Source organism: Vicinamibacteria bacterium (genome assembly GCA_035620555.1).
Taxonomy (GTDB): Bacteria; Acidobacteriota; Vicinamibacteria; order Marinacidobacterales; family SMYC01; genus DASPGQ01.
The window spans coordinates 1-12745 of record DASPGQ010000234.1 but is presented as its reverse complement, the minus strand read 5'-3'; the positions used below and the strand labels follow the sequence as shown (position 1 = coordinate 12745).

At 62.9% G+C, this 12745-nt stretch carries 7 protein-coding genes; 2 read left to right on the top strand and 5 right to left on the bottom strand.

Features of this window, described 5'->3' with window-relative positions:
• Window positions 1-159: 159 nt before the first annotated feature.
• The 3 genes from VEK15_09925 to VEK15_09915 form a co-directional block, all read right to left on the bottom strand.
• On the bottom strand, window positions 160-3192 hold the full coding sequence (locus VEK15_09925; GenBank protein ID HXV60999.1) for a response regulator: 3033 nt from the start codon (window positions 3190-3192) through the stop codon (window positions 160-162).
• A gap of 7 nt (window positions 3193-3199) precedes the next feature.
• Window positions 3200-4651 (bottom strand): sigma-54 dependent transcriptional regulator, encoded by a 1452-nt coding sequence (locus VEK15_09920; protein HXV60998.1) that lies wholly within the window; start codon window positions 4649-4651, stop codon window positions 3200-3202.
• A gap of 231 nt (window positions 4652-4882) precedes the next feature.
• The gene (locus VEK15_09915) at window positions 4883-6001 is read right to left on the bottom strand and encodes a hypothetical protein (protein ID HXV60997.1); all 1119 of its coding nucleotides are present in this window, start codon (window positions 5999-6001) and stop codon (window positions 4883-4885) included.
• Window positions 6002-6183: 182 nt separating this feature from the next.
• Here VEK15_09915 and glpK point away from each other — a divergent pair, with 182 nt between their 5' ends.
• The gene (gene glpK / locus VEK15_09910; GenBank protein HXV60996.1) at window positions 6184-7695 is read left to right on the top strand and encodes a glycerol kinase GlpK; all 1512 of its coding nucleotides are present in this window, start codon (window positions 6184-6186) and stop codon (window positions 7693-7695) included.
• Between the two features lie 75 nt (window positions 7696-7770).
• Here the strand turns inward: glpK and VEK15_09905 are convergent, their stop codons facing one another.
• The gene (locus VEK15_09905; protein HXV60995.1) at window positions 7771-8259 is read right to left on the bottom strand and encodes a cytochrome c; all 489 of its coding nucleotides are present in this window, start codon (window positions 8257-8259) and stop codon (window positions 7771-7773) included.
• A gap of 32 nt (window positions 8260-8291) precedes the next feature.
• On the opposite strand from VEK15_09905, the gene VEK15_09900 reads away from it, so the two are divergent.
• On the top strand, window positions 8292-9059 hold the full coding sequence (locus VEK15_09900; protein ID HXV60994.1) for a hypothetical protein: 768 nt from the start codon (window positions 8292-8294) through the stop codon (window positions 9057-9059).
• A gap of 21 nt (window positions 9060-9080) precedes the next feature.
• Here VEK15_09900 and metH read toward each other — a convergent pair.
• The coding region (gene metH / locus VEK15_09895) for a methionine synthase (protein HXV60993.1) at window positions 9081-12745 on the bottom strand (3665 nt) is incomplete at its 5' end.

Here is a 12745-nt window from a genome sequence, read left to right as displayed (position 1 = left end):
CGGAGATGCCAGTTTCGAGGTCGATTTCACCGTCGGGACTGCGGGAGGATTCATCACGGCAACGGCAACGGATCCGTCGAACGACACGTCGGAGTTTTCCGGTTGTTTCGAGGTGCCGTGATTCCCGGAAGAACGGCGCTCCGAGAATGCATCGAGGCTCTACTGGCGGGCTTCCCAGCGCACCGACGTGAGGTACTCGTCGAGCTCCTCGACGATTTGCTCGACGTCGGTCTCGGCGGCGCGTCGAGCCGCTCGCTCGAGCGAAGCTCCGTAGGTGCTGATGGCGTCGAAACCGTAACCCTTTCCCGTTCCCTTCATGTTGTGGCCCAGACGGCGAACGGTCTCGAAGTCGCCCGCCCGGGCCGATTCGAGAATGAGCTCGGTATTGGCCCGCTGGTTCTCGATGAATCCAGGAACGAGATCGACGAGGTCCGGGTCGACCGCGACCACGGCCCCATCATCGAGAGACCCGTGCGATGTCTGTTCCGAGGGCGGAGCCTCTTTGGCCCGAAGGCCGAGGTGGCGGGCGACGGCCAGGTTCAGCTCGGTCTTGTCGAGCGGTTTCTGAAGAACGGCGGTGCAGCCCGCTTCGGTGCAACGTTCTACCTCGGAGTCGTCGTGATGAGCCGTCATCGCCAGAATGGGAACACTCGCGCCGTTCTTCGAACGTCTCAAGTTGCGTGCCGTCTCGAACCCGTCGACGACGGGCATCTCCATATCGAGAAGCACGATCGAGACCTCGTGTCTCGCGAACAATTCGAAGGCCTCGAGCCCGTTCTCGGCAAAGAGGATTCGATAGTCTCCCTGGAGTGTCAAGAAGCGCTGAACGATGAGACGATTCTCCGGTGAGTCGTCCACGACGAGCATGAGGGGCCGCCGGTCGACCCATTGACCGACCAGAGTAAGCAGCCGTTCCCTCTTGAACGGCTTGGATAGGTAGTCGTCCATGCCGGACTCCAGGCAGCGCGCGCGAAAGCCGTCGGTCGCGTGGGCGGTCAGCGCCACGATGGGCACGCGGTTCGGCCGTTGCTCGTCTTGCCGGATGGCGCGCGTCGTCTGAAATCCGTCCATCACCGGCATCATCACATCCATGACGACCAGGTCGTAGATCGTGCGGCGTGCCATCTCGACTGCCTCCGCGCCGTTCTCCGCGGTTTCCACGCTCGCGCCCGCGCTCGTGAGGATGCGCGCCGCCAGCTCCCGGTTGTCCGGGTTGTCCTCCACGAGAAGGATGCGGTGGCGAGAGAGCCGGCCGCTCTCTTCGATCTCCGATGAGATCTCGATCGATGAATCCGCGCGAGCCCCCAGAGCCCGAGCGATGGCCTCACACAGCCCGTCCTGCCGCACCGGTTTTTCCGCGAGGTAGGGCGTCACGTCCGTAAGCCAGGAGGACGTGCTCGCGGCCATCGATGCCAAGAGGACGAGCTCCTGCCGCGGAGGATTTCGCAGGCGCTTCCACGCCGAGGGGTCGAACCTCTTTCGGTCGTGCTCGACGATAACGAGCGTTCGGTCGGCGCGCGCGGCTTCGAGCCTCACCTCGAGCTCGCTCGGGGAATCGACGAGCTCGACCGTAAGGCCCCAGGCCTTGAGCGTTCGTTGGAGCGCGCGGCGCAAAGGCTCCGATGCAATCGAAAGGAAAACGGACGCCGGTACGCCCGCGAGGCGGGCGCGATGGCGGGTGGCATTCGGCTCGGTGTCTCGCGGTGCTCGGGTGGCCAAGGTAAGGCGGAAGGTGCTGCCCTTTCCCTCGGCGCTCGTGAAGTCGATGCGGCCCCCCATGAGATTCGTGAGCGAACGCGAGATATTGAGTCCGAGCCCCGTCCCGCCGAATCGACGCGTGGAGGAACGATCGGCTTGATAGAATCTCGAGAAGAGCTCCTTCTGCTCGTCTTCCGGGATCCCGATCCCGGTGTCTCGCACCGCAAGCGCGAGATCGAGCCGATCTCCCGGCTTCCAGTCCTCGAGCTCGACCGACACGAGGACGTAGCCCGACTCGGTGAACTTCACCGCGTTTCCAACGAGATTCACGAGCACCTGGCGCACGCGCTTCGGGTCGCCGACGATCTCGGACGGAAGATGCGGATCGATGTCCAGGACCAGCTCGACGTCTTTCGCCTCCGCGCGAACGTTCAGCAGGGTGGCCACTTCTTCCACGAGCTTTCGGGGGTCATAGGGGATTTCGTCGATGTCCAATCGGTTCGCCTCGATCCGGGAGAGATCGAGCACGTCATCGATGAGCCGCAGGAGGTTCTCGGAGTTTGTCTGGATGGTGCGAAGGAACTCGCGCTGTTCGCGGGTTGGCTTCGTCGCCAGCGAGAGCTCCGTCATGCCCAAGATTGCATTCAACGGGGTCCGCAGCTCGTGGCTCATCATCGCGAGAAAGCTGCTCTTCGCGGCATTGGCTTTTTCCGCCTCGAACTTGGACTTCAGAATCTCTGCCTCGGCCCGTTTGCGCTCGGTGACGTCACGGTACTGCCACAGGTGGGCGCGGTAGTTCTGGTTCCGGATCGGAACGTAATCACGGGCGAGGACTCGACCGTCGTTGAGCCCGATCTCTTCGTTCTTCACCAGGCACTGCGACTCGAGCGTCTGCTCCACTCGATCGAGGAACTGCTCCGGACGGGGGAACAACGTCTTGCACTGGTCGAGGAGGGTTCGAGAATCGGCGCCCGGCAGGGAGCTCGGTGGAACGGGAATATCGAGCATCTGACACAAGGTTTGATTCACGAGGACGACCCTGCGGGAATCGTCCTCGAACAAGATTCCCACGGGCAGGTTCTCGATGAGTCCTTCCAGCCTGGCCGTGATGGCGATGAGGGCGTCTTCGGCCTCCTTGCGCTCCGAGATCTCTCGGGCGAAGACCGATAGGTACTCTTGGCCCCTAAAGCTGAGGAAATTGATGTTGGCCTCCACCGGGAAGCTGCGACCCGTCCGCGTGCGGTACAAGGTCTCGGTGGCGAGCCGTTGCAGCGCCTTCACTTCGGCCCAATGGGCTCGCCAGCCGATGTCCTCGAGCGTAGGGTCCACATCGAAGATCGACAGAGCCAGCAGGTCGTCACGCCGGTACTCGAGATAGTCGCACGCAGCGTCGTTGGCGTAGCGAAGCCGCCCCTCGGAATCGACCCACAGCACCGCGTCGGCGGCGCGGTCCAGTGACAGCTGCGCCAGCCTCAGCGTGTCTCGGGGCCCCACGGCTTCCTCACGACCGAAGATTGTGGGACTTCAGCTTTCGGTAGAGAGTGGTTCTGCCGATCCCGAGGAGTCGAACGACTTGCGAAAGATTGCCATTCGCTTCCTGAAGCGCCTGCTCGATGGCGAGGCGCTCGAGCTCCTTGAGATCGAGAGTCTCGAGCCGTTTCGACCGTTCGGGAGCTGAGTTGGGCGGGGGCCCGGCGGCGACGGACTCTTGCTCCGCCGGGGGAGGCAAACCGATGGGTGAAGTCCGGAGCCGAAGCGGTAGATCCTCGGGCCGGATGAGGCGGTCCTTCGCGATCAGAAGGCAGCGCTGCATGAGGTTCTCCAGCTCGCGAACATTTCCCGGCCAGGAGTACGATTTGAGCAGCCGGATGACATCGTGCGAGAGCCGGGGCCGTGGCTCTCCCTTTTGTTTGTACCGATCGAGGAAGAGCTCTGCCAAGCGAACGACGTCCTCGCCCCGCGCCCTCAACGGAGGCACTTCCAGCTCGAAGACGGCGATGCGGAAATACAGATCCTCGCGAAAACGGCCCGCTTTGACCTCGTCCAGAAGATTCCGGTGCGTCGCCGCGATCAGCCTGAAATCCGAGCGTACCTGGCTCGAGCCACCGACGCGGTGGAAACGTTTCTCCTGGATCGCCCGCAACAGCTTGGCCTGGAGGGTCAAGCTGAGCTCGGCGACCTCGTCCATGAAGAGGCAGCCCCCGTCCGCCTGCTCGAACTTTCCGACGTGTCGGCCCACAGCACCGGTGAACGACCCCTTCTCGTGTCCGAATATCTCGGACTCCTGGAGCGTCTCGGGGATGGCCGCGCAATTGAGCGCGACGAAGGGTCCGGCTTTTCTTCCGCTCGTTTGGTGGATCGCCTGGGCGACGAGCTCTTTTCCGCTTCCGCTGTCGCCGTGAATCAATATCGTGATGTCGCTTGCCGCCACCCGGTCCATCTGCCGGTAGAGCTCTTTCATCACCGCGGAATCGCCGACGATCTTGGCGTAGCCTGGCCCTTCGACCTCGCGTTCGAGCTCGCGAAGGCGCAGGGACATCCGGTGGCGCTCCAGCGCGTTGGCAACCGTCGTGACGAGCTTGGTGCGGTCGATCGGTTTTACCAGATAGTCATAGGCTCCGCGCTTGATGGCGCCCACGACGCTTCCGATGCTGTCATCGGCCGTCAGGATGATGACCGGGAGTTTCTGGTGGCGCCTCTTGATGATCTCGAGGGTCTCGACGCCGCCGATTCCCGGCATTCCCAGGTCGAGGCAGACCACGTCCGGCAACATGGCTTCGAGCTCGGTGAGAAAGCTCTCACCGTCGTGGAAGACGCGAACGTGATGCCCGGCTCGATCGAGATAACGCTCGACGAGATCGCAGAGGTTTCGGTCGTCGTCGATGACCACGACGAGGCTAGCCCGCTCCGAGTCCGCCTCCGAGGGGATGCTCGCGACGCTGGCGCTCTCCATGCTGCTCCGTCCGGGTCCTGGGTTGTTGGGGGGAAAGGGTGACTACCCTTCAAGTATATAACACGGGTCGCTTCCGCCCTAGCGGCTCGGGCCGGGCAACAAAGCGGAGGGCGCCTCCCTTTTCGGGAGGCGCCCCTTCTTCAGGAGGGTGCCTCCCCTGAAAGCTCGATGGGGGGGCAAGACTTCAGGGGAGGCTATCGGGCCGAGGGGGTCGTCTCGGTCCCGAGGCTCTCAATTCCCTATTCTCAAGTTCGAATAAGTCGTTCCAACGACGGATTCCCCTCTCTCGGCGATGCCGAGCTCGATGAAGTGAACGTTCGGTCGGTAGTTGTTCGTGTAATCGACCTCGATCTCGACGTCGCCGTCCAGCGACACCCGCACGCGATGGCCTTGGCCGACCGGACCCCATTCGATGCGCCAGGAGTAGGTCCGAAGAGGATCCCAGTCGTCGAAGTTCGAGCCCTCGTCGTGTTGCTCACCCCGGGCGATCCAGCGCAGCCGGAGATAGGGTGGATTGTGCGGATTCGGATGCAGCTTCTGCAAATGCACCCGGAAAGGATTGGCTCGGTAGGGGCCCAAAGTGGGATCCCACATTCCGAAAAGCATAAATTGATTGTTAGACGGGTTGACGGGTCTGAGCCCGCTCGTTTCGAACTCCACCCAACCGTCAGAGATGGGTGGGACCTCGTAGCGGATGTAATCGGCCGGGCTGGTTACGCGCCATCCGCTCGACGTGAACTGGCCGCCGCTGACTTCACCGATGCTTCCCCCGAGCAGCGGGTCGGCTATAACCGTGCCGGCGGGGGGAGGCGGCAAATCGGTCGAAGCGGAAATGGTGAACTCGGCCGTCGTGGAGAACTCGCTCTCCACCGTCCCCGAGCGTGCACGAGCTCTCCAGTAGTAGGTCGTCTCCTCATCGAGAGGCCGGTCGATTTCCCAGCTCGTGGACCCCGAGGGGTCTTCCGGCACGAGCGGGGATTGCGCCGTGAGAGATCCAAAACTCGATTCCGTGGAGACTTGAAAGAGATAGGTAGGCGCCTCGCCGCCGTTGCGGCCCGCGTTGAGCACTTCGAGCGAGGGCTGATCTTCCGAAACCGTGCTTCCAGGAAGAGGATCCGCAATAATGGGCGCCGTGAGGCTCGATCCGCCGGTACCAAACCCACCACCGGTCCCGCTTCCGTCACCCGTGCCGCCGCCCGACGAACCGGTCGGAAGGAGCTCTTCCTCGAGCTTGCAACCCAAGGCGAAGGTCAGGGCCAGCACGGCCATCTTGGTGACGACTCTCGGCGATCCGTACTGGCCCATTCCGTTCAACCCCGTCCCGGTTTGTAAATCTTGCTCAGCGACCACCTCGAGAAATCTCCTCCTCGATGGGGGTGCTCCGACTGTGTCCACGCAGGCTATCGCAAAGATCTCGGATTTGCAAGGGTTTTGTTGCAATCTATGAGAAATTACTTTAGGTATTGAAGGCAACTCGCGATCGAGACGGTCGCAACTTATAAGTTATAGTTAAGAAAGGAGTTGCTTGCCTCATGGTCACGCCGGTCGTAGCCGCTCTGGACCAGGGAACGACGAGCACGAGGTGTCTTTTTTTCGACCCATCGGGACGGGTCGTCGCATCGCACCAGCTCGAGCACCGGCAGATTTACCCGGCCCCAGGGTGGGTAGAGCACGACCCGGAGGAAATATGGCAGCGCGCCTGCGATTGCATCCGTGGCGCGATCGCAAGAGCCGGAATCGATACGGTTCGAATCGCTGCTCTGGGCATCACCAACCAGCGGGAGACGACGATCCTGTGGGACCGCACGACGGGTCGCCCGGTCGCAAACGCCATCGTCTGGCAGGACACCCGGACCGATTCGATCTGCGATCGACTGGCACGCGAGGAAGGGCCGGATCGATTTCGAGCCAAAACCGGCTTGCCCCTGTCGACGTACTTCTCCGGTCCCAAGATTCGATGGCTCCTCGATCGCGACGAGGGACTCCGCGAGGCCGCCTCCCGCGGAGAGGTGCTGTTCGGAAACGTTGATAGTTGGCTCATCTGGAATCTGACCGGTGGCCCCGACGGCGGGGCTCACGTGACGGACGTGACGAATGCGAGCCGCACGATGCTCTTCGATCTCGATTCGCTCTCCTGGGACGAGGAGATTCTGGAAGCGCTCGACATCCCGCCGGCAATGCTCCCCCGGGTGCGTCCCTCATCGGATCCCGCTTTTTACGGGATGACTCGAGAGGATGGGCCGTTCGGCGGGTCGATCCCGGTCTGCGGCGACCTCGGAGATCAACAAGCCGCGCTGTGCGGCCAGGCATGCTTCGGCCGGGGGGAAGCGAAGAATACTTATGGCACGGGCTGCTTCCTGCTACTGAATACGGGATCCGATCCTCTCGCGTCGAGCTCTGGTTTGCTGACGACCGTCGCCTACCGGATGGCCGACGCCCCTGCGGTTTACGCCCTCGAGGGCTCGGTCGCCATCGCCGGGGCTCTGGTGCAATGGCTTCGCGACAATCTGGGAATCCTCTCGTCGGCTTCGGAGGTGGAGCGGCTCGCCGGAAGCGTCGAGGACAACGGCGGCATGTTCTTCGTTCCCGCCTTCTCGGGCTTGTTCGCGCCGCATTGGCGTTCCGACGCCCGCGGCGTCATGGTCGGGTTGACCCGTTACATCAACAAAGGCCATATCGCCCGGGCGAGCCTGGAGGCGACGGCTTTTCAAACGAAGGAGGTTCTCGAAGCGATGAAGCGCGACTCGGGCTTCGAGATTTCCTCTCTCAAAGTGGACGGCGGAATGGTGGTGAACGAGCTCTTGATGCAGTTTCAGGCGGACCTGCTCGGGGTTCCCGTCATCCGTCCTCGAGTGAGTGAAACGACGTCCCTCGGGGCTGCTTATGCCGCCGGTCTCGCCGTCGGTTTCTGGAAGGACGAAGATGAGCTCAGACGACACTGGGCCATGGACAAGAAATGGTCTCCCCGGATGGACGAAGCGGAGCGCAACCGGCTCACCGCGAGATGGCAGATGGCCGTGGAGCGGGCCCTCGGCTGGGTGTAGCAAAGCTCCGCCGCGAGCGGTCGAGTCGGTTTTGGCGGAGACTCGGGTCAGGGGTCGAGAGAGGACGGCTCGCCGTCAATCCTCTTTCGCGATGAACGGACCCTCGATCTTGATGTCCTTGAGCGTTTTGCCGTCCATCTCCGTCTCCCCACTGGGGACTCCGTTGAGCTCGAGCAAGAAAGCTGCGATCGCGATGTATTCGCTCTGTTTGAGCCGCCCGGGGCTGTCCTGAGGCATCGTAGAGCGCACCAGGCCGATGAAATCGCTCACCGTCGTGCCGCTCCAGCTTTCCATGTACCCGCCCGAGCTGAACTCCTCCGTTTGATGGCAGGTCAAGCACGCCTGATCGAAAATCTTTCGCCCCTCTTCCGCCTGGTCTTTGGTGTAGACCCCGGATTGAACGGACCGGGGCTCGCTCTCGGCCACGGGGATGGCACTTCCCCAAGCTGCCCAGGCCGCGAACACAACACTCGTGACGGTTAGCCTCATCGCCGCAACTCCCACGCTGTATCGAGCGACGAGTCTAGCACAGGTCCAACCGGTCTCCTCGGTCCAAGGTGGCATTTACTGCGATTCGAGGCTAGTCTCTCGTGACGATGGGAGCGATCGCCCTGCGGTGGATTCCAACCTTGTGCGGGCGCGTCGGTCCTTCCATAGTCCTCTTTCTCGTTCCCGCAATCCTGGTCGTGCGGTGCGGCGAGCCTCCGCGACGAGACGCAGGCCGGGAGTCCCGTCGGATCGAGCCCTCTGCGGCGCCGCCGGACGAGAGCAGACCCATACCGCAGGGATTCACCCACCGGCCGCCCCGGAACGCACCCGGTCTCCCGCCACCCATCGCGCCCTTTCTCTCCGACTCCGAGCGCGAAGAGCTCGCTTCCAACGAGGTGGTGGTTTCTCGCGATGCGCAAAGACGCGCGAACGATGAGCTTTCTGCCCTGATCGACGCGTTCGAGGCCCATGCGACCGAAGGACTCGTCGCCGAGCTTGGGGAGCGCGCCAGGGAGCATGCCCGGGCAGGGAGACTTCGGCACATGAGCGCAGACGAGCTCTATCGGGTCTTCCTCTTTCCGAACGATCCCGAGCAGGCGACCGCGGAGCTCCGCGGGCTGCTCGTCGTGCTCACCGCGTTGGTCGCACCCCACAACATGACCGATCTCGCCGACGGGTTCAAGCTCTTCGAGCAGACGCCCTACGTTCACGAGCCCGTTCTCCTCGCCACTCATCAGGAGCTCGCTTTCGTTCGCTGCCGATTGGCGAGGCCGGAGGAGCAGAAGCTGCGAGACTGGCAAGAGATCCACGTCATCGGATTCATCGAGGGAAAGGACCGCGGCGACGTGGTGATGGATCGCTGTATCGTCCTATGAGTCGAAACGCGATCTCGCGGGTCAGCGCTCGTAGCCGAGATAGGGCCCTAGCCACCGCTCGACGCTTCCGATCTCAACACCCTTTCTGCGAGCGTAGTCCTCGACCTGGTCACGCCCGAGCTTGCCGACGCTGAAATAGCGCGCCTCGGGATGGTTCAGGTAGAGGCCCGAGACCGATGCCGGCGGCATCATGGCATAACTCTCGGTGAGCGAGACCCCGATGGTCTCGCTGGCATCGAGGAGCTCGAAGAGAGTCCTCTTCTCGGTGTGATCGGGTTGCGCCGGATATCCGGGGGCGGGGCGAATGCCGCGGTAGCTTCCCTTGATGAGATCCTTCTTCGACAGACGCTCGAGCGACCCGAAACCACAATCGATTCGGGCCCGCTCGTGGAGCATCTCCGCCAGGGCTTCGGCGAGGCGGTCGGCCAGAGCCTTCACCATGATGGCCCGGTAATCGTCATGCTCGCGCGCGTATCGCGCGGCGAGCGATTCGGCGCCGATGCCGGCGGTTACCACGAATGCGCCCAGGTAGTCCCGATCGGAAACGAAGTCGGCCAAAGCGAGGTAGGGAAGCCCGTTCCTCTTTTCTTGTTGTTGGCGAAGCGTGTGGAACCGGGCACGCTCCTGTCCGCGGGAGTCGTCGGAAAAGACCACGATGTCGTCGCAGTCGCGGCCCGCGGGAAAGAACCCGTAGACGGCCCGGGCGACGAGAAGCTTCTCTGCCACGATTTGTCGCAGCAAGGTCATCGCGCTCGCGTGGAGCTCACGCGCCGCCTCACCCACGTCCGGTCGGTCGAGGATCTCGGGAAAGACGCCCCGAAGCTCCCAGGCGTGGAAGAACGGTGTCCAGTCGATGTAATCGACCAGTTCTTCGAGCGGAACCGGGTCGATCACCTGGGTACCAAGAAACCCCGGTCGGGCGACTGCGTCGCCACCGCCCGAGACCGGGGCGCCCCTTCTCTTGCTCTCCTCGTAGGGAACGAGCTTGATTTCGGATTGTTCGAAGTCGCGTCGAATGGCCTCTTGAGCTACCCGGTTCCTGTCGACGAATGCCGGGCGAAGATCGCGGCTCATCAACTCTCCCACGACGCTGACCGCGCGCGACGCGTCGACGACATGGACGGTCGGGTTGCCGTATTGGGGGGCGATCTTGACCGCGGTGTGCTTCGATGACGTGGTGGCGCCTCCTATGAGGAGCGGAACTCCGAGCTTCCTGCGCTCCATCTCCGATGCCACGTGCACCATCTCGTCCAGCGACGGCGTGATGAGACCGGAGAGCCCCACGAGCGCCGCCTTGTGCTCGACGGCGGCGTCGAGGATCTTCTCGGCAGGAACCATGACACCCAGGTCCTCGATCTCGTAACCGTTGCAGGCCAGCACTACGGCGACGATGTTCTTGCCGATGTCGTGAACGTCTCCCTTGACGGTCGCGAGGACGATCGAGGCACGCGCCCCGGATCGTCCCGTCCGTTTCTTCTCCTCTTCCATGAACGGCTCGAGGTAGGCGACGGCCCGCTTCATCACCCGGGCGCTCTTTACCACTTGGGGAAGAAACATCTTGCCCGATCCGAAGAGATCGCCGACGACGTTCATCCCATTCATGAGCGGGCCTTCGATCACGTCGAGCGGCCGGTCGTACTTGGAGCGCGCTTCCTCGGTGTCGGCCTCGATGTGGTCGACGATGCCATGCACCAGGGCGTGCTTCAACCGCTCTTCGACAGCGGATTCGCGCCAAGCCTCGTCCTTCTCCCGCGTCCTGCCCGGGCCGGCATGATCCTGGGCGTAAGCGATGAGCTTCTCCGTCGCTCGAGGGTGTCGATTGAACAGAACGTCCTCGATGAGTTCCCTGACCGTGGGCTCGATCTCGTCATAGACGGCGAGCTGTCCCGCGTTCACGATCCCCATGTCCAGCCCCGCCTCGATGGCGTGATAGAGAAACGCGGAGTTCATCGCCTCCCGGACGTAGTCGTTGCCACGAAAAGAGAACGAAAGGTTGCTGATTCCGCCGGAGACGAGTGCGCCCGGGCATCGTCGCTTGATCTCGCGCGTCGCTTCGAGGAATGCCTTGGCGTAGTCGTCGTGCTCTTCCATCCCCGTCGCAATCGTCAGGACATTGGGGTCGAAGATGATGTCTCGGGGCGCGAATCCCACTTCCTCGGTGAGGATACGATAGGCCCTTTCGCAGACGGCGACCTTGTGCGCGGCGGTGGCCGCCTGTCCGGTCTCGTCGAACGCCATCACGACCACCGCGGCGCCGTGCCGGCGGACTCTCTTCGCTTGATCCTTGAATGCCGGTTCACCCTCCTTCAGGCTGATCGAATTGACGATTCCCTTGCCCTGGATACATTCGAGGCCGGCCTCCACGACGGAGAACTTGGAAGAGTCCACCATGATGGGAAGGCGGGCGATGTCCGGTTCCGAAGCGATGAGGTTCAGAAACGTTCTCATGGCCTCCTGGGAATCGAGGAGACCTTCGTCCATATTGACGTCGAGGATGTTCGCCCCTCCTTCCACCTGCTGGCGGGCGACTTCCACCGCGTCTTCGAAATTTCCCTCCCTGATGAGCCGGGCGAAGCGGCGCGAGCCCGTGACGTTGGTGCGCTCGCCGACCACGATGAAATTGGAGTCGGGATAGATGGTCAAAGGCTCGAGCCCGGCGAAGCGCGGGTACGGAGGTGGGGTCGACCGCCGATGGGGGGGGAAGACCGGAATCGCACTCGCGATCGCCTCGATGTGTTCGGGCGTCGTTCCGCAGCAGCCCCCGGCGAAGTTGAGCCAGCCCTCACGCGCGAAATCCGATAGCGCTGCCGCCATCTGGTCGGGCGTTTCGTCGTATCCTCCGAAAGCGTTGGGGAGACCGGCATTGGGAACGCAGCTTACGAAGACGTCCGAGACCTCTTGCAGCTCCTCGACATAGGGGCGCATGGCCGAAGGCCCGAGGGCGCAGTTGATGCCGACGGCGAGAAGCGGCGCGTGGGACACGGAGATCCAGAAGGCCTCCGGAGTCTGGCCCGAGAGGGTTCTGCCGCTCGCGTCCACCATCGTTACCGAGGCAATGACGGGAAGCACGATGCCCCTCTCGTCGAACAGCTGCTGGATGGCCGCCAGAGCGGCCTTGATGTTGAGAGTATCGATGCTCGTTTCCGGAAGCAGAATGTCGACGCCTCCGTCCACCAGACCTCTTGCCTGCTCGTAGAAAGCGGTCTTGAGCTCGCGGTAGGTGATCGCGCGAAACGCCGGATTCGTTACGTCGGGAGAAATCGAAGACGTACGGTTCGTGGGGCCCATGGATCCGGCGACGAACCGCGGCCGATCGGGTGTTCGCTCGCTGTAGGCGTCCGCGGCCCGGCGTGCGATCCGGGCCGACTGGCGATTGATCTCGTAGACGTGCGACTCGAGGCCATAGTCCGCCAAGGCCACGGACGTGGCGTTGAAGGTGTTGGTCTCGATGATGTCCGCTCCCGCCTTCAGGTATCGTTCATGGATCTCTTCGATGATGCCGGGTTGCGTGATGGAGAGGAGATCGTTCGCGCCCTTGAGCCGTCGGGGGTGATCGCGAAAGGCCTTTCCGCGGTACCCGTCCTCGTCCAACCCGTAGCTCTGGATCATCGTGCCCATCGCTCCGTCGATTACGAGAATTCGTCTCGAACAAAGCTCCTCGAGCCTCGCGACTCGGGATGAGCTAC

What these genes read in the sequence shown, in the direction of transcription:
- VEK15_09920 (HXV60998.1), bottom strand. Translation starts at nt 4,651, where the DNA reads ATGGAGAGCGCCAGCGTCGCGAGCATCCCCTCGGAGGCGGACTCGGAG.
- glpK (HXV60996.1), top strand. Translation starts at nt 6,184, where the DNA reads ATGGTCACGCCGGTCGTAGCCGCTCTGGACCAGGGAACGACGAGCACG.
- VEK15_09905 (HXV60995.1), bottom strand. Translation starts at nt 8,259, where the DNA reads ATGCCACCTTGGACCGAGGAGACCGGTTGGACCTGTGCTAGACTCGTC.
- VEK15_09900 (HXV60994.1), top strand. Translation starts at nt 8,292, where the DNA reads ATGGGAGCGATCGCCCTGCGGTGGATTCCAACCTTGTGCGGGCGCGTC.